The sequence below is a fragment of the Cellulophaga baltica 18 genome (assembly GCF_000468615.2).
GTDB classification, from domain to species: Bacteria; Bacteroidota; Bacteroidia; order Flavobacteriales; family Flavobacteriaceae; genus Cellulophaga; species Cellulophaga baltica.
Genome location: NZ_CP009976.1, coordinates 3479550 through 3498798 on the forward strand (window position 1 = coordinate 3479550; position 19249 = coordinate 3498798).

Annotated in this window: 14 protein-coding genes; 5 read left to right on the plus strand and 9 right to left on the minus strand. The window is 34.2% G+C overall.

Features of this window, described 5'->3' with window-relative positions:
• Window positions 1-60 precede the first annotated feature (60 nt).
• Both ilvA and M666_RS14940 read left to right on the plus strand, forming a co-directional pair.
• Window positions 61-1314: a threonine ammonia-lyase IlvA gene (gene ilvA, locus M666_RS14935; RefSeq protein WP_029446508.1), complete on the plus strand. Its 1254-nt coding sequence runs from the start codon at window positions 61-63 to the stop codon at window positions 1312-1314.
• Between the two features lie 185 nt (window positions 1315-1499).
• Entirely contained in the window at window positions 1500-3083 is a 1584-nt protein-coding gene (locus tag M666_RS14940; RefSeq protein ID WP_024480812.1) for an NADP-dependent glyceraldehyde-3-phosphate dehydrogenase, read from the plus strand.
• A 36-nt stretch (window positions 3084-3119) separates the two neighbouring features.
• Here M666_RS14940 and M666_RS14945 read toward each other — a convergent pair whose 3' ends face one another.
• Window positions 3120-3758 carry a tetratricopeptide repeat protein gene (locus tag M666_RS14945; RefSeq protein ID WP_029446509.1) on the minus strand — a complete coding sequence of 213 codons (639 nt, stop codon included), beginning with the start codon at window positions 3756-3758 and terminating at the stop codon, window positions 3120-3122.
• 108 nt (window positions 3759-3866) lie between these two features.
• Window positions 3867-6023, minus strand: a complete 2157-nt coding sequence (locus M666_RS14950; protein WP_029446510.1) for a TonB-dependent receptor — start codon at window positions 6021-6023, stop codon at window positions 3867-3869.
• 257 nt (window positions 6024-6280) lie between these two features.
• On the opposite strand from M666_RS14950, the gene M666_RS14955 reads away from it, so the two are divergent.
• Window positions 6281-7483: an MFS transporter gene (locus M666_RS14955; RefSeq protein WP_029446511.1), complete on the plus strand. Its 1203-nt coding sequence runs from the start codon at window positions 6281-6283 to the stop codon at window positions 7481-7483.
• 1 nt (window position 7484) lies between these two features.
• Here M666_RS14955 and M666_RS14960 read toward each other — a convergent pair whose 3' ends face one another.
• Together M666_RS14960 and clpB are read right to left on the minus strand one after the other, a co-directional pair.
• Window positions 7485-8081: a TetR/AcrR family transcriptional regulator gene (locus M666_RS14960; RefSeq protein ID WP_024480816.1), complete on the minus strand. Its 597-nt coding sequence runs from the start codon at window positions 8079-8081 to the stop codon at window positions 7485-7487.
• A 122-nt stretch (window positions 8082-8203) separates the two neighbouring features.
• Entirely contained in the window at window positions 8204-10801 is a 2598-nt protein-coding gene (clpB, locus tag M666_RS14965; RefSeq protein ID WP_024480817.1) for an ATP-dependent chaperone ClpB, read from the minus strand.
• A gap of 165 nt (window positions 10802-10966) precedes the next feature.
• On the opposite strand from clpB, the gene ytxJ reads away from it, so the two are divergent.
• A complete protein-coding gene (gene ytxJ / locus M666_RS14970) occupies window positions 10967-11365 on the plus strand; it encodes a bacillithiol system redox-active protein YtxJ (protein WP_029446512.1) in 399 nt (132 codons plus the stop codon).
• 77 nt (window positions 11366-11442) lie between these two features.
• Here ytxJ and M666_RS14975 read toward each other — a convergent pair whose 3' ends face one another.
• Both M666_RS14975 and fahA read right to left on the minus strand, forming a co-directional pair.
• The gene (locus M666_RS14975; RefSeq protein ID WP_029446513.1) at window positions 11443-12627 is read right to left on the minus strand and encodes a hypothetical protein; all 1185 of its coding nucleotides are present in this window, start codon (window positions 12625-12627) and stop codon (window positions 11443-11445) included.
• Window positions 12628-12740: 113 nt separating this feature from the next.
• Window positions 12741-14036 (minus strand): fumarylacetoacetase, encoded by a 1296-nt coding sequence (gene fahA, locus M666_RS14980; RefSeq protein WP_024480820.1) that lies wholly within the window; start codon window positions 14034-14036, stop codon window positions 12741-12743.
• A gap of 113 nt (window positions 14037-14149) precedes the next feature.
• Between fahA and glyA the strand changes: the two genes are divergently transcribed.
• Entirely contained in the window at window positions 14150-15427 is a 1278-nt protein-coding gene (glyA, locus tag M666_RS14985; protein ID WP_024480821.1) for a serine hydroxymethyltransferase, read from the plus strand.
• A 152-nt stretch (window positions 15428-15579) separates the two neighbouring features.
• Here the strand turns inward: glyA and M666_RS14990 are convergent, their stop codons facing one another.
• The 3 genes from M666_RS14990 to M666_RS15000 all read right to left on the minus strand — a co-directional run bounded on the left by M666_RS14990 (window position 15580) and on the right by M666_RS15000 (window position 19180).
• Window positions 15580-16245, minus strand: coding sequence for a hypothetical protein (locus tag M666_RS14990; protein ID WP_029446514.1), 666 nt, complete (start codon window positions 16243-16245; stop codon window positions 15580-15582).
• 152 nt (window positions 16246-16397) lie between these two features.
• Window positions 16398-17069, minus strand: coding sequence for a response regulator (locus M666_RS14995; protein WP_024480823.1), 672 nt, complete (start codon window positions 17067-17069; stop codon window positions 16398-16400).
• A 17-nt stretch (window positions 17070-17086) separates the two neighbouring features.
• Window positions 17087-19180 carry a tetratricopeptide repeat-containing sensor histidine kinase gene (locus M666_RS15000; RefSeq protein WP_029446515.1) on the minus strand — a complete coding sequence of 698 codons (2094 nt, stop codon included), beginning with the start codon at window positions 19178-19180 and terminating at the stop codon, window positions 17087-17089.
• Between the last annotated feature and the right edge of the window lie 69 nt (window positions 19181-19249).

Here is a 19249-nt window from a genome sequence, read left to right on the forward strand (position 1 = left end):
ACCTTTAATATCAAACCTGTCAAGTTTTTTTAAACCTGACAGGTTTTTTACATTTACGCTATGAAATATTTTCCAAAAATAGAAGACATATATACAGCCGCTACAACCATAAAACAAGTGGTACCCGATAATACGCCTTTACAAGAAAGTATCCGATACTCTAAAGAATATGATGCAACTATTCTCTTAAAACGAGAAGACTTACACCGCGTACGATCATATAAAATTAGAGGAGCGTTTAATAAGATTTTCAGTTTAAGTGCTGACGAAAGAAACAAAGGGGTAGTTTGTGCTAGCGCAGGGAATCATGCGCAAGGCGTTGCTTTTGCGTGTAATCATTTAGGAATTAAAGGCACAATTTACATGCCTTCTGTTACACCAAGGCAAAAGGTAGAACAAACAGAAATGTTTGGTGGAGATTGGGTTACTATTGTTTTAGAAGGAGATACTTTTGACGATTCTTCTAAAGCAGCTCTTCAGTTTTGTGAAGAACACCAAAAAGTTTTTGTTCATCCTTTTGATGATCCTAAGACCATAGAAGGGCAGGGAACGGTAGGCTTAGAAATTATTCATCAAACAGCGGCACCCATAGATTATGTATTTGTTGCTATTGGAGGTGGCGGATTAGCTTCTGGATTGTGTGGTGTATTTCAGCAATTATCTCCGAACACTAAAATTATAGGTGTAGAACCAGAAGGTGCGGCTTCTATGAAAACGTCTATTGAAAATGGCATGAATACAGAATTAGCACATATTGATAAATTTGTAGATGGTGCTGCAGTACAGAAAGTGGGCAATTTAACCTTTGAAATCTGTAAAAAATACTTGAACAAGGTGATAACTGTGCCCGAAGGTAAAGTTTGCCAAACCATATTAGACTTGTACAATCGTGATGCCATTGTCGTAGAGCCCGCAGGTGCATTAACCCTAGCGGCATTAGATTTTTATAAAGAAGAAATAAAAGGTAAGAATGTAGTGTGCATTGTTAGTGGAAGTAATAATGACATTACAAGAACAGCAGAAATAAAAGAACGTGCCTTATTATATAGAAATTTAAAACATTATTTTATCGTACGCTTTCCGCAGCGTCCTGGAGCTTTAAAAGAATTTGTAGTAGATATTTTAGGTCCTACAGATGATATTACACATTTTGAATATTCTAAAAAATCGAGCAAGGAGAACGCCCCTGCTGTGGTGGGGATTGAACTTAAAAACGCGACAGATCTACAGCCTTTGATTGCACGAATGAAAGACAATAATTTCTTTGGAGATTATTTGAATGATAAACCAGATCTATTTCAATACTTGGTATAATCTATTTTTATAGAACGAATGATAGAAGATTGGATTTTCCATTTCCTTTCGAAAACGTTTGATAACTATCATATTATTTTTTTATGTTAAGATTATGCGATTCTTAGCAATTACAAGGGTAATTATTTGAAGTATTATCGACATATTAAGTAACTTTATACTTAAGCACGTACAAAATGACAAAAATGAAAACTACAATTCCAGAGGAATTTCAGATCAAAGAAATAATAGAGCAAAAGAAATATTTAATAGACGGTGAGTTAAAAACGTGGGACGGAAATAGCACACAAGTATTTTCTACCATATCATCTACGGAAGACTATAAACCAACATTATTGGGTTCTATTCCCGATATGGGAGAACCAGAAGCTATGGATGCTTTAGGTGCAGCTACAAAGGCATACGGTAGAGGTCAAGGAGTCTGGCCAACCATGCATGTTAAAGATCGTATTGATTGTATGGAAGCTTTCGTTAAGAAAATGGAAACGAAGCGCGAAGAAGTCGTAAAATTATTAATGTGGGAGATTGGAAAGTCATTGCCAGATTCTCAAAAAGAATTTGATAGAACCGTAGAATACATCTATGATACCATTGAGGATTATAAAGAATTAGACCGTAATGCAGCTAAATTCCAAAAACATGATGGGGTTTATGCGCACATTAAGAGAGGACCTTTAGGCGTAGTTCTTTGTCTAGGGCCTTATAACTACCCTTTAAATGAAACTTTTGCCTTGCTGATTCCTGCTATTATCATGGGGAACACGGCTATTTTTAAACCCGCTAAGCATGGTGTTTTATTAATTACCCCTTTACTAGAAGCTTTTCAGTCTTGTTTTCCAAAAGGGGTTATCAATATTCTTTTTGGTAGAGGTAGAGCGGTTGCAGCACCTATTATGCAAACAGGTAAAGTAGATGTTTTAGCACTCATTGGAAATAGTAAGTCCGCTAATGCTTTGCAAAATCAACATCCAAAAAGTAATCGTTTACGTTTGGTACTTGGTTTAGAAGCAAAAAATCCGGCGATTGTACTTCCGGATGCCGATTTAGATTTGACTATTGATGAATGTATCGCTGGTACATTATCCTTCAACGGTCAGCGTTGTACAGCATTGAAAGTAGTCTATGTTCATGAAGATATTGCGGAAGAGTTTAACAAACGATTCTCGAAGCGTGTCGATGAGCTAAAATTTGGTAATCCTTGGGATGATGGCGCAAAATTAACTCCGTTACCAGAGCCAGAAAAACCCGCATATATTCAAGGGTTAATTGATGACGCCCTGGTTAAAGGAGCAAAGATTTTAAATAAAAAAGGAGGCGAACATGCAGATAACTATATCTGGCCTGCAGTGCTATATCCGGTTACTAAAGATATGAATGTGTACCAAGAAGAGCAATTCGGACCCGTTATTCCTATTGTTCCCTTTAAAAATATAGAGGAACCTTTAGATGATATGGCAGAGTCTAATTACGGGCAACAAGTAAGCTTGTTTGGTAAAGATGTATATGCGCTTGCCCCGTTAATAGATACGTTAGTAAACTTAGTATGCCGTGTAAATTTAAATAGCTCTTGTCAACGTGGACCAGATGTGTACCCGTTTACAGGAAGAAAAGATTCCGCACAGGCCACTTTAAGTGTGCATGATGCATTACGTTCTTTCTCTATTAGAACCTTCGTTGCTTTTAAAGATAATGATTTAAATACAGAGATTATAGAACAACTATTAGATGCTAAACTTTCTAATTTTGTAAGTACTGATTATATTTTATAATTTGATACTCACACCATATAATTTGAAACCTCTCCCTTATTCTGGAGAGGTTTCTTTTTTACAAGACGTTTGAACTGCTTCTGCACGTTCTATTCCACTATAGGGATAAAATTGTATGGTTTGTTCTTCGTTAGTAAATAATTCTATAGCACGTGTTATATCATCACAAAAAGCTTGTGTAGATTTCCCGAAAAACTTAGCAAAACCCATATCCCATTCGGCTTTACTCAATACGACCCTTGGATTTTCTGGAGCAATTTCTAGGGCCTTAGTGTATAGAGCTGTATTTTCTGGAGACAATGTCATGCCGTATTTTTGTCCGTCAAATGCAATATACGCGGTATTTAATAGGGCGTAGTTTATAATAATTTCCGGATTATCTTTAGATAAACTAGCAGCCTGATCTAAATATTTTTTTGCGCGTGTTAGTTTGGCAGTTAGTACACCTTCTTCCTGAATACCAAAACTGCTCACGATTTCAACAGTGGCTAAATAGTAAGGGGGGAGCCAATTTTCTTTTTCTGCTGTTGCAATTCGTTCAAATAGCTGTGATGCTTCTGTGTTTTTTTGTTCTGACCATAACTGAAAAGCTTTGGTCATCCCTTTTTCATAAGAGGTCTGTGCTGCTAGATTTAAGGTGAGCATAAAGGTGAATACAAATACAATAGTTTTCATACGATTGGTTTTTAAAGATTTTTTAAGTGAATCAAATATCAAGGTATTCTTAGCCATAAAAGAATTTAGGGTACCGAGTTGTTGTTTTTGGCGATTCATATGTCGATTTTACAGATTATCTAGTTGATTGTCTTTCTTATTATCACTAATGGTCCAAAATAAACCAACGAAGAAAAAGCTATCCGTATTGGGCGTTAGCGCTCTACGATCAAATGTTCCGGCACTATTTGCTTGATCAGCATATTGATATCCATTAATATTCTTGGTACCTAAAACATTGCTTACCGAGAAGTAAAGTATTTTTTGTGGACTGATTAAATAGGCCCAATTGGCATTTAAAGCAGTATAGTTTTTAGTTTTTTCTGCTAAAAAAGCATCTGTATTAGGGTTGGTGTAGGAGCGGCCAGTAGCAAAATTATAACTCAGCCCTATCTGACTTTTCCAATTTTCTACCCAATGCTTTAATACCAAAGAGGCATTGTGTGTAGCTGCAAAATTGGGGGTTGCAGCAGTTGGATAGTTTTTATAATCCCTTTCGGTATCTAAATAAGAATAGGATACCCAGTATTCCGTATTTTTCACGGTGTTGTTATCCCGCCAAAAAATATCAAGCCCCTTAGCAAAACCACCACCTGTATTAGCATAGGTAGAGGTAGGAAGCGCTACTGGCGTTTCATATTTCACGAGATTATTGTAATCCTTGTAATATACCTCCGCTCTAAATATCTGTTTATTTTTAACATATTGATAATTGGCAATTAAATGTGTTGTGTTTTCAGCTGATAAATCAGCCTCAAATTTCAGATAGTCATTCTTTGGGTTTTGGAAAAATTGACCATAAGCCAAAGAAAATTGTGCATTTGCCCCAGATTTATAGGCTAAGGAAATTCTAGGAGATACATTAAATTCTTCTAATAATTGAGAATACTCCCCTCTAAAACCAATTTTGGTGGCTAAATTCTTAGAAAAGAAAATATCTGTTTCTATAAAACTACTCAAGAGGTTATTGTCAAAACCGTAGGCATTGCTTTCTGTCGTAGCGCTTGTATAGTTTTCTTCAAAGTTTGTGATAAAGTATTCTGCACCAAAGTTTAGTTTGTACCTGCTAGAAAAATATTTATTGAGAACCAATTTAAAATGAGCCGAATGCTCAACATCGGTAACATCAGCATCACTAAATTTTAATTTAGACTCATCATTGGAGAATGATACACCCGTTAGAATACTCCAATCTTTGGCTAAAAAATCTTTATAAGAGGTGTTGATATATAAGTTTCTATTTTCTATTGCAAATCTAATCCCTAAGGGTTCATTGATGTCTTCTTGAGTAAGATCAAAACTTAATGCACTCAAAGCACCATATACTTTTAATAAACCATCGTTTTTAAATTTGTATCGATATACTGCTTCTCCTCCTAAAGTTTCTATGGGTTTATGCCAAATATTATTCCCGGGAAATAATTTCTGGTATGGTTCTAAATTCATATATGAAGCATTTATACTCAAAGAATTAGCTTTCCATTTTTGGGTATTGCCAACTCCTAAACCTACCGTCATTAGGGATAATTCTGTTTTTTCTTCCAGGGGTTCGTCTATACTGCTAAGCAAAAGAACACTAGATAGCGCTTGACCATATTCTGCGGAATATCCACCAGTAGAAAATGTAATTCCTTTAAACAAGAAAGGAGACAATCTCCCCCTAGTAGGAATGTTATTGGCAGAAGGGGCGTAGGGGGTAAATACACGCATACCATCTACGAAAATTTGAGTTTCTTCGGCATCGCCACCACGAACAAATAACCGACCATCTTCAGCAACGGTAGAGGTTCCTGGCAGGGTTTGTAAAGCGCCCATGACGTCACCAAGTGCACCTGCAGTAGTTACAATATCTAAGGGCTTTAAGGCGGTAACCTTTGCGTTGTCGCCAGCTTTAAAAGATCCTGCATTTACAGTAACCGCATCTAAAGTGTTTACATCATCTCGGAGTTTTACCGTAAAGTTTTTAAAAGTAGCTATATCAGAAGATTTGGTATACGTTTCATAAGAAATAGAGGAGATAACCAAAGTCTGTATTCCAGTTTCTTCTGTAAAAAAAGAAAATATACCACTTTCATTTGTTGCTGTACCATCATACGTTCCTTCCAAATAAACATTAGCGCCCATTACTGGCATACCTTGATGATCAATAACTTTTCCATTAATGGTTTTCTGTGCTATGACATTGAGGTGTAAAAGCAATAGAATTGTAAATACTGTAATTTTCATGATGGTTCTGTCTTTTGGTTGATACTGCAAAGATGAATAGACCACGAAACATAAAAGAAAATGATATTCTGAGTTGTACAATTTACACCCCGAATTGTAGAAAAAGGAAAATATAGAGCGCTATCCGGAGGTGAATAATTAACATAAATATGGTAATTAAACATAGAAATAAGCTGTTTATTGGTTCTACCTTTGTTGGCTTAATTGTTATTCATTACAATTAAAAAATATTGTTGATTAGTAAAATGCAGAAGCGTATGGATGCGATAAAATCAAATAAAAAAGCATTATTAGCCTTAGCTATTGGAGGTTTTGGAATAGGAATGACAGAGTTTGTAATTATGGGAATTTTACCCGATGTTGCCACTGCATTACAAATTACAATTCCGCAAGCAGGTCATTTTATAGCTGCCTATGCTTTAGGTGTAGTAGTGGGGGCTCCAATATTAACAGGCTTGGGAAGTAAATGGTCTGCACATAAAGTTTTATTAGCCTTAATGTTATGGTTTACCGTATTTAACACATTATCTGCTTTCGCAGAAAATTATACAAGCTTATTAGTTTTTAGATTTTTATCAGGATTGCCTCATGGAGCTTTTTTTGGTATAGGCGCCGTAGTCGCAGGGAAATTAGTGCCAAAAGGAAAGTCTGCTCAGGCTATGGCTATTATGTTTTCAGGATTAACGGTTGCTAATGTTTTAGGTGTTCCATTAGGAACATATTTAGGACACCATTTTAGTTGGAATCTTTCTTTTATGCTCGTAGGATGTATTGGAATTTTAGCGATGTTAAGTGTATATTTTTGGATGCCTGCTTTTCCTAAATCTTCTACGGAAGGATTACGAAAAGATTTACAAGTCTTTAAAAGAGTAGAACTTTGGGTGCTTATTTTATTGACTACAGTGGGTACAGGAGGTTTTTTCGCATGGTACAGTTATATAGCTCCATTAATCACAGATGTTTCTGGTTATCCAGAAAGTATGGTGGGTTACGCTATGATATTAGCAGGTTTAGGAATGGTCGTTGGAAATTTTGTGGGAGCTAAAATGGCGGAAAAGTTTAGTCCTATGAAAGCTATAATTCTGAGTTTAGGAATGATGTCTTTAGTGCTGCTTATCAATACGGTTATTGCTCAAAATCCCATAGCGATATTAGTACTTACCTTTGTTATTGGTATTATTTCTTTTACGGTGGCTACCCCGATTCAAATGGCTATTATTAATGCTTCTAAAGGATCTGAAATGTTAGGTTCTTCTATGAATCAGAGTGCTTTTAATATGGGGAATGCTTCAGGAGCTTACCTAGCAGGATTACCAATTGCAATGGGGTACGGAATAACTTCAGCGAGTATTGTGGGGGCTGTTCTAGCCGGAATGGGTGTACTTATTGCAGTGGGGATATTAGTAAACCGCAAAAAACATGCTATTAAAAATAAAATAAAACGCCTAGCATTTAAATAAGTTACTTTTTAATTTCATTTGAAATTAGGTACTCAAGGTAGGTGATGGTATTTAATAAATATTTTCTATCTCCAGTAATAGTAGCCATAGCAATGGCTCCTTGGATCATGGTATATAATTGCTTAGCAAATTGAAGAGGTGTTACAGGAAGTTTAATTTCAGCAGCATTAATTCCGTTTTCTAAAGTTAAAGCTATTTTACCCTCTATGGTTTTAGCAACTTCTTTAGCTGCAGCGGCCAATAATTTATTGTTATGCTTAGCATCAACTCCAACATTTAAAACAGGGCAACCTCCCATAGGTAAGGTAAATTCATCATAATGTCTGTAAAAGTCTAATAGGGTAGCTAATTTTTCTAAAGCGGTACCTTCAGAATTGATCTGTACATCAATAGCATCAAGAAGTAATTTGCTATTGTATTCAAATGCGGCTATGGCTAGCGCTTCTTTATTCTCAAAATTGCCATACAACGCACCCTTTGTTAATCCCGTTGCTTCGGTTAGATCGCTCATACTCGTGCCAACATACCCTAATTTATTAAATATGGGAGCTACAGTCTCTACAATGTATATAGTAGTTCTTTCGGCTTTGGTTGTCATATAAAAGCTATTTTATACGAATATAAAAAATTATATACTGTGCGGTATGTTAAATAACAAAAAAAACATCCTTTTATCTGTTAAATAAAAGGATGTTTCTGTAAATCTATTTTAAACAAGTATTAAGCTAGTTCTTCTTGGTTTCTAAAGACCAATTGATCGTTGAAAGAATCAATGAGCACAACACTATCTGTGGTGATCTTTCCAGCCAATATTTCCTTAGAGAGCGTGTTCAACACTTCTTTCTGAATAACACGTTTGATAGGACGCGCACCATATTGCGGATCATACCCTTTTTGAGCAAGATAGTTAATGGTTTCATCTGTAGCATCAATAGTAATATTTTGCTTAGACAACATTCGCTTCAATCCATTTAATTGTAAACGAACAATCTTTGTGATGTCTTCTTTGCTTAATGGCGTAAACATGATAATATCATCAATACGGTTTAAAAACTCAGGACGAATAGATTTTTTCAATAGCCCCAAAACTTCTACGCGCGCTGCTTCTGTAGCACTGTATGCATCAGGATTTGATTCAAACTTCTCTTGAATAATATGGCTGCCCATATTGCTTGTCATAATGATAATCGTATTCTTAAAATCTGCCACACGGCCCTTATTATCCGTAAGTCTACCTTCATCTAGTACTTGTAATAATATATTGAAGGTGTCTGGATGCGCTTTTTCTATCTCATCTAATAATATGACAGAATAAGGTCTACGGCGTACCGCTTCCGTTAATTGTCCTCCTTCATCATAGCCTACATATCCTGGAGGTGCTCCAACCAATCTACTTACCGAATGACGTTCTTGATATTCACTCATATCTATTCGTGTCATCGCACTTTCATCATCAAATAAATACGTAGCTAATGTTTTTGCCAATTCTGTTTTACCAACGCCTGTTGTTCCTAAAAATAAAAACGAACCAATAGGGCGTTTGGTGTCTTGTAAACCAGCTCTACTACGACGTATAGCATCAGAAACTGCTTCTATAGCTTCTTCTTGTCCCACGACACGTTTGTGTAACACCTCTTCTAATTGTAACAATTTTTCACGCTCACTCTGTAGCATTTTAGTAACAGGTATACCTGTCCACTTAGCTACTACTTGGGCGATATCTTCACTGGTGACCTCTTCTTTAATCATGGTGTCTCCCAGCTGTTGCTCTTCTAAAACATGCTGCAGGCTTTCTAACTTTTCTTGAGCATCTTTTATTTTACCGTAACGTAACTCGGCTACTTTACCATAATCGCCATTACGTTCTGCACGCTCCGCTTCAAGCTTAAAATCTTCAATATCCTGTTTTGTTTTCTGGATATCATCTACAACCGTTTTTTCGCTTTCCCATTTGGCAAAAATCTCATTACGCTCTTCTTTGATATTGGCTAAATCTAGATTTAAAGCTTGTAACTTAGTTTTATCATTTTCACGTTTAATAGCTTCAACTTCAATCTCCAATTGCATGATCTTACGATCTAAAACATCTAATTCTTCTGGTTTAGAATTAATTTCCATCCGTAGTTTTGCTGCAGCTTCATCAATCAAATCGATGGCCTTATCTGGTAGAAAACGATTGGTAATATAACGTTGTGATAATTCTACAGCAGCAATTACAGCCTCATCTTTGATACGTACCTTATGGTGTGCTTCGTATTTATCTTTTATACCACGAAGAATAGAAATAGCACTTTCGGTATCTGGCTCATCCACGACAATTTTTTGAAATCTACGTTCTAACGCTTTATCTTTTTCAAAATATTTCTGATATTCATCAAGCGTAGTTGCTCCAATGGCTCTAAGTTCACCTCTGGCTAAGGCTGGCTTTAAAATATTTGCGGCATCCATAGCGCCATCGCCACCACCAGCGCCCACAAGGGTATGAATTTCATCTATAAATAATACAATGTTACCATCAGAAGTGGTGACTTCTTTAATAACCGCCTTTAATCGTTCCTCGAATTCACCTTTGTATTTTGCACCAGCAATTAAAGCGCCCATATCTAAAGAATAAATGACTTTATCTTTTAAATTTTCTGGCACATCTCCCTGAACAATTCTACGAGCTAAACCTTCAGCGATGGCCGTTTTACCAACACCAGGTTCACCCACCAACATAGGATTATTTTTTGTTCTACGTGATAAAATTTGAAGTACCCTTCGTATTTCTTCATCACGCCCAATTACAGGATCTAATTTTCCTTTATCGGCTAAATCATTTAAATTTTTAGCATACTTGTTTAAGGAGTTATAAGTGTCTTCTGCACCCTGAGATGTCACTTTTCCGCCCTTACGTAATTCCTGTATGGCAGCTTTGAAGTTTTTCTCACTGACTCCCTGGTCTTTTAAAATTTGACCAATCTTGCTTTTAGAATTAAAAATTGCTAATAGCAAATGTTCAATAGAAACATATTCATCTTCCATGACCTTGGCAATAGAAGAAGCATCGTTCAATGTCTTACCTGTTTCACGAGAAAAGACTAAATCTCCTCCTGTTACTTTAGGTAAGCTTTCTAACTGTTTGTCTACCATTTGAAAAAGTAAATCGGTATTGACGTTCAGTTTCTTTAAGATAAAGGGAGTTACATTTTCATCAACTTGACTAATAGCCTTGAAAATATGTTCGTTTTCAATTTGTTGATGTCCCATTTCTTGCGCGAGTTGCTGAGCGAGTTGCACTGCTTCCTGCGATTTTGTGGTGAAATTATTTATATTCATATATTGTTATTTTATGTTATTGACTACTTTTACAAGATAAAATCAAATTTCTTACCAAGAAATGATAAATGTCATTTTGACGGTAAAAAAGTAATTTAGCAAGACAATACGGCAGTTTGTAAGGTTGTAAACGCCTTACGACTGACTATATAAAATTAAGAATATATGGGATTATTTGATAGTCTATTTGGAAATAATAAAGAGGCAACCCCTAAAGAGGAAAAAGCAGAATTGCCATGGATTGCATTAGCTTCATTAGATCAATTAGAAGAAATAAAGGAGAAATCTAAAACAAAACCGCAAATTATTTTTAAACATTCTACCACTTGTGGAATTAGCCGTATGGTGATGAATACCTTTAAAAACACCTATAATTTAGATAAAAATCAGGCCGATTTATATTATTTGGATTTGTTAAGTAATAGAGAAGTTTCTAATGAAACAGGATATAAATTTCAAGTAGTACATCAATCTCCACAACTAATGGTTATCAAAAATGGGGTAGCCGTTGCAGATGCCTCTCATGGGAGTATAAATGATATGGAATTAGAAAAATTTATATAATAAGAAAATTTCATTATTAAAAAAGCCCTCAGTTGTTATGTACAACTGAGGGCTTTTTTAGTGAACTATTATTATATTTAATTAAATTGATGTCTTGTGATAATCCCTTTTAAGTTGGCTTTTAAATCTTCGCCAGCATCATAAACCATTTGCTCATTGGTAGGGAAGGGTACTGCCGCTAAGCTTAACATAGAAATAAGATCATTGTCTAAAGCCAATTTATCACCACTATAGTTGGCATAATTGTGTTCAAAAAGAAACTGACTAGCTAACGGATACGTATTGATCTGCTGTTTCGTTTTTAAATCTAAAAAATTAACTTGACCAACTACTTGTGCCGATTTAGTTTGAGTAAATTGGTAGAAATCACATTTTACAGTTTTAAATTTATCAATCTTAATTTTATTTCCTAAACTATCTTTTACTTGATTTCCACTTCGGTCTACAGCATAGGTGTAGCCATCAAGAATTTGCTTCTCTTTACTTATTTGTCTTTCTTTAACTTGCTCTGGTGAAATAGAAATATTTTTGAAAACCACATCCATTTCGTAATCATATTGAATGCTCTTAATGGCATTGGTATGGTATTCTGTCCACAAATTATTTAAACCAAACGTATTAAAGTTTAGCAAATCTTCTTCCAATCTGCTTGGAATAATTTGTTCGGTATCATTAAATAAACGAACCTGAACATAGTCTATTCCTTTTTGATGTGCTTCTTGAATTTTAAGATTGGTGTCTTTATATCCTGGATTTAGCTCTTCCAAATACAGCAAGTCATTATATGCTTTTCTGTAATCATTTTTGGCTGTAGACTGTTCTAAAAGCGCTGATGCATTGGCATACAAATAATCCGATAATTGATTTCTTGTATTAATTATTTTAGCATCATAATCACTAAAAGAAAACCTAGCTTCACGATCTTCTTCGTAGATCATTAAAGGTAATAAAGGCTTAATGCGCTCTTCAATTTGTTTTAAGTTTACGTAGCCATTATAAATTTGTTCATAATTGGCGGCATTATTACTTTTTTGAAGAAACGCAATTTGCTTTAATTCTCTAGCCGTGTTTTTCTTAAAGGCCTCCTCTAATAATAATACGTAAGGTTGATTTCCTTTTTTAGTTTTATTATCCACTAAATTATTCAGAGCCTTATTAATGGCTGCATCATAATTTCCGGAGTTTAAAGCTTCTTGTGTTTTTTTTACACCCCCACAGGATATAAAAAAAAGAATACTGGTTGCGAGTAGAAATTTTTTCATAATATATTATTTATGGGTTTCTTGGAACTATTTCCAATAGCCGTGCCATAATTTAATATGAAAACGAAAACGATTCACTTCTAGTATACAAAAATGCTATTAAGCCTAAATGATTACTGCTTTTTTTTAGGTTGATATACTGGCAATAATTTTGTAGACACTTCTCCAAAACCAATTCGAATGTTATCATTTAGACAATATCCTTTGATGATTACGGTATCATTATCTTCAATAAATTTTCGGGTAGCGCCATCATTTAATTTCACTTCTTGTTTACCACCCCAGCTTAATTCTAACATAGAACCATAAGAATCTGGCGTTGGCCCAGAAATGGTACCACTACCCATCATGTCACCACTATTCACATTACAACCATTAATAGTATGGTGTGCTAACTGCTGGGACATAGTCCAGTACATGTATTTAAAATTAGATTTGGTTACCGTTGTAGGAGTACTGTTTTCTGGTAAAATATCTACTTCTAAGTGAATATCATAGCTCTTGTTTCCTTCTTCTTGGAGTAAGTAGGGTAGTGGCTTTGGTTCTTGTTCTGGGCTTTCTACTTTAAACGGTTGCAATGCATCCATAGTTACAATCCATGGAGAGATGGAGGAGGCAAAGTTTTTAGCTAAAAACGGACCTAATGGTACATATTCCCATTTTTGAATATCCCTAGCACTCCAGTCATTAAATAACACCATTCCAAAAATATAATCTTCTGCCTCATCTACAGGAATAGGTTCTCCTAAGACATTCGCATCTGTAGTTATAAAAGCCATTTCTAATTCAAAGTCTACCAATTTAGAAGGTCCAAAAACTGGAGTTTCCGCACCTGCAGGCATAGTTTGCCCCATAGGTCTTCTAACAGGAGTACCGCTAGTAACAATAGAAGAACTTCTTCCATGATAACCTACTGGAATATGGAGCCAGTTAGGTAATAGGGCATTATTAGGATCTCTAAACATGGTACCCACATTGGTAGCATGTTCTTTACTAGAGTAGAAATCTGTGTAATCACCAATCTGTACAGGTAACTGCATTTCAATCTCTTCCATAGTGAAAAGAACTACTTTTTTATGTTCTTCATTGTCTCGTAGGGAAGCATTATCCGTGTCAAAAATTTCCGAAATGCGATTTCTTACCAAGCGCCATGTTTTTTGGCCGTCAGAAATGAAATCATTTAACGTGTCTTGCAGAAAAATATCATCCGTAAGCGGAATATCTTTAAAATAGCCTAATTGATGCAACGCTCCTAAATCTATAGCATGGTTCCCTATTCGAGTACCAATAGTTATGACGTCATCTCTAGTCAAAAAGACACCAAAAGGAATATTTTGAATCGGAAAGTCAGAATTAGCTGGTACCGGAATCCATGTTTTTTTATTAGGATCATTCGTTTTTATAGGCATATCTAAATTGTTAATTGGTGTTTAATAAGTTCTGGAATCAAATATATTATTTTCTTCCAATTAACGACGGTCAATTCGTATTTTTGCAACTCAATTTAACAGTTTATTTTATTATGCAACGCGACAATCAAATTTTTGAACTAATTGCTGAAGAAAAACAGCGCCAAATTAATGGAATAGAACTTATTGCTTCTGAGAACTTTGTAAGTGCTCAAGTAATGGAAGCGGCAGGTTCTGTGTTAACGAATAAATATGCTGAAGGCTATCCAGGCAAACGTTATTACGGCGGTTGTGAGGTTGTTGATGTTGTAGAACAAATTGCGATTGACAGAGCTAAGCAATTATTTGGTGCAGAATATGCAAATGTACAGCCCCATTCGGGCTCACAAGCTAATGCCTCTGTATACCATGCTTGTTTAAAACCTGGAGATACTATTTTAGGATTTGACCTTTCTCATGGTGGGCATTTAACACATGGCTCTCCTGTGAATTTCTCAGGTAGAATATACAACCCTGTATTTTATGGTGTTGATAAAGAAACTGGAGTTTTAAATTATGATAAAATTCAGGAAATAGCAGAAAAAGAAAAACCAAAAATGATTATTGCTGGTGCATCTGCTTATTCTAGAGATATAGATTTTGAACGCTTTAGAGTAATAGCTGATAGTGTTGGTGCACTTTTATTAGCAGATATATCTCACCCTTCTGGTTTAATTGCCAAAGGTATTTTAAATGACCCGATTCCTCATTGTCATATTGTGACTACTACAACGCATAAAACATTAAGAGGTCCAAGAGGTGGATTAATATTAATGGGAAAAGATTTTGACAATCCTTTCGGAATTAAATTGAAAAATGGTAGTCTTAGAAAAATGTCTGCTTTATTAGATTTAGCAGTTTTTCCAGGTAATCAAGGCGGACCCTTAGAGCATATTATTGCAGCTAAAGCAATTGCTTTTGGTGAAGCTTTAACTGATGAGTATTTAACATATATCTTACAAGTAAAGAAAAATGCTGATGCGATGGCAAAAGCTTTCGTTAAAAAAGGATACGAAATTATTTCTGGAGGTACGGACAATCATATGATGTTAATTGACCTTAGAAACAAAGATATTACAGGTAAAGATGCTGAAAACACTCTTGTTAAAGCAGATATTACAGCAAATAAAAACATGGTTCCTTTTGATGATAAGTCACCATTTATTACTTCTGGTATTCGTTTTGGAACGGCTGCCATTACAACAAGAGGGTTGAAAGAAGATGATATGTCTACCATTGTTGAATTTGTTGATGAAGTCTTAATGAATGCAGATAATGATGATGTTATTGAGGCAGTTAGAACAAAAGTAAATGCATTAATGAGTAAGCGAGAACTTTTCTATGCGTGCTAATTAAGTAATATACCTACAATCAAAAAGCCATTGAAAATTAATTCAATGGCTTTTCTTTTAGGTTTCAAACTAAAAAACACTAGTCCCCGAAAATCTATTGGTCCAAATACGCTACAGCGCATACTTTTACAATGTGACTTAAGCCCTAGGTATTACTCTAACATGGTTAATTTGCCATATATAATTTCTTTTTTTTGAGCGTCATAAATATCACTATCTACTTTGCTATCAAAATATAAGCCCCAATAACTATTGTAGTTTTTGTGGTTTTCTTCTATTGTACTGTTATTAACTAACGCATTTTTAGTGTAAAAATTATTGTTTTCTAATAAAGGCACATGAATTTCGTACGGTAATTGGGTTAAACCTTTAGTGAAATAGACATAGCTATTATGCATTTCCACGATAAGTTTATTCAATTCTAAGGCAATGCTATTTTCAAATATTCGATAAACAACTACTGTTGAGTCCTTAAAAATTAAATTCAATTCTTTGATGTCAAACAAATTATTTGATGCTATTCTCAATTTTTGAAATGCTTTCTGAAAAAAAGAATCTTTTTCATTTTTAAGCATTAAGTCATGACCATCTAATTTACCTAAGGCAAGTATAGATAGACCTTCACTTAAATTAAAATTAAAATTGACGTCCAAGACTAAATCATTCGTTGTTGTAAAACTATCTTCATTTACGATAGAAACAGTACAAAAGAAATCTTTTTCAATTTTCAATAAAAAGGTATTCAAACCAAGAATTTTATTATCCTCGGATTCGAAAGCTCCAATTTTTTTTCGAGGTTTATTATTTTTAGATGACATTCTTCTCTTTGTAAACAATTACAATCAAAATTAGTATATAATTTAAAGTTTAGACTGCACGAAAACCTTTGACTTTCAAAGGTTTTCGTTTGTTCGTCTGTAATACTTTGATTATAAATGATTTAAGAAGTGGTAATTAAGAATCTTTTCAATTAAATAAATCCTTTTTCTTTAGCCGATGCGATTAACGCATTATCATTTTCATTTTCCACACCAAAGATTTCTTTAATTTGCCGCTTTCTATTTTCAATGGCACTAATAGAAAGGGGTACATAGTCTCCCATATCTTTTGTGCGCGTTCCCACAGATAAATAGTATAGAATTTTAATGTCCGTATCATCTAAATGAATATTGGTTGACATTTTATTCCGAATAGCAATCAATGCTTTTTTAGTATAATAAGGAGGAGAAGTAAGAACAGTTTCTACCATTTCTTTTAGTACTATTTCATTAATTTCAGTTTTCACCATATAGCCTTCTGGATTTACAGTTCTAAGAATGCTATTGATTCTATAATTATCACTAAAAGAAGATAAAAAGACAATTTTAGAAGTAGGGGAAATGTTACGCGCAATTACTCCTAAATCTTGCCCTGTACTTGGCACACCATCTACTACTGGCGATAGTTGAATGTCTAATAAAATTAAATCAAAGAGGTCTGAATTGGCTACAGATTGTTCTATTTTCTGTTTCCCTTCTTCAAAGGTAGTTGCCATTTCCATCGCTACAGTGAAATCTTCAAATTCTGCATCTTCAAGTATATATTTGTATCCAATCATCGTCATTTGATGATCATCTACAGCTAAGATTTTTAGGGTCTTCATTTAATCACTATTTTAAGCTATGCTATTTTATCAATCTCGTTTAGGTACGGAACTCTTATAATTAATTTTGTTCCGTTACCAATAGTACTATCTACACGTAATGTACCGTTTACTTTTTCTAATCTTGAAGAAATATTACGGAATCCAATGCCTTTTTTAGATTTTTTACTATCAAAACCTTTACCATTGTCTTCAATGATTACTGTCAAAAAATTATCTTCTACATCAAAATTAACGAAAATAGTACTAGCTTCGGCATGTTTGATACAGTTTTGAATACTTTCTTGAACAATTCTATATAGATTAATTTTTAAAGTACTATTAAGACTATCCCAGTCTAAATCTGTATTAAATTTATAGGAATATTTAAGTGTCTCTGAGGCTGTTTGAAAGGTTTTTATCAACGATTTAATAGCCTCAATAAAGTTCTGCATTTTTTGAAAGGCGGCTTCATTTAGCTCATGAGAAATACTTCTAATTTCTTCAGATAGCTCTGCTAACTCTGTGATGACTTCTGCTCTCTGAGCTATAGATTTTTCATCTTGCCTCTTATTAAGGCCTAACAATACCAAGCGTATTCCTAGAATTTTATTTAAAAAACCGTCATGCAATTCTTGAGAAATACGTTCTTGTTCTATTTTTTTTCCTTCATCAAATTTGCTTTGTTGCAACAATAGTAAATTAAATATTTCAAGATTACTCTCTTGCTGTTGTTGCTTAAAACGAAGATTGTTATTTTTAATACGTTGTATGACAATAATCAATATGGCTGCGATGCCAATTAAACCTAAAACAGCTAGTGCACTCCATAGCCGTTTTTCTCGGATCAATAATTCATTTTGTTTCGCTAAAAGTTCATTTCGTTCAATAAATTCATCGGTTTGAAAACGAATCCGCGCAAATTTGTCTCGTAGTTTTCGTTCATCTTCTTTTAGCTTTTTATCAACTACAAAATATTCTTGTGCGTAGGTTGATGCATTTTTTTTATCTACTAATGTTAAGAAATTTAGCGTTCTAAGTAAGCTCTCAAAATTTTCTGCTTTTTCAGATAATACCAAAGCTTTTTTAGCCACTTGCACAGCTTTTACTGTATCTTTTATATAGGCCAGATATTGTGCATAATGACCTGTAGAAGTGGCTTCACTAAAAGTATTATCGTATTCTTTAGTGATTTCAATAGCTGCTAAGTACTGTGGTTCTAAATCCTCTGTACTAAATAGTTTCTTTTTAGCATTGGCCAAATTCACCATAGCTTTTGCTAAAAATTCAGGATTTATGGTTCTTAAATTTTTAAAATTGACTACTTTTTCAAAACTATTTTCTGCTTCTCTATACTGGTTTAACAACATATTAGAGACCCCAATATTATTGGTAATAAAAATTTGATTATAGGATTTATCAGTGGGTAAGGAATCTAAATAACTACTGGCTATTTTATAGTACTGAATGGCTTTTTCTATATCACCTAAGGAGTGTGTTATAGATCCTAAACTATTATAACTATTAGACATCCCAAAATAATTCTTAGATTCTTTAAAAATTTCTAAAGCTTTTACGGTCGTTTGCTCAGCACCGGCATAGTCTCCTAATTTTCGTTGAATAGTGCTAATCGAATTATAAAGAAAAGCCATTTTCTTTTGATTATTCTGTTTTGAATATATAGCTAATGCTTCATTGTAATAATAGTAGGTACTATCTATTAATTTAGTGTTATCTAAAAATATACCCAAATCCCAGTAGGCTTCTGCCATGGCCACAGAATCTTTTTCCTTTTGTGCTAATGAAATTGTTTCTTTGTTAATTGTTCTAAAAAATACGGAGTCTTTTAACTGTACGGAATTAAAAGATAGTATAGCTAAATGTTTTAACTTGATGGAATCTGTTGGTAGTAAATTAACTTTATCTAAAGCTTCTTGGACTATTTGCTTTCTTTCCTCAATATTGAGATTTGGATCTGAGCTACGGTTAACGAGGATCGATAAAGAATCTTGAACAACTTTAGGACTACTGCTTTCTTGCGAAGAATTATCATTTTCACCGCAAGAAAAAAGAAGCAGCGCTGCAAGTGTGCAAATAGAAATATATAGGTATGTAATCTTGCCTGTTCGCATTAAAAAAATTGAATTGACAAGATAAAAAAAAGCTTTAAATAAAAATTTATTTAAAGCTTCTATTATGTT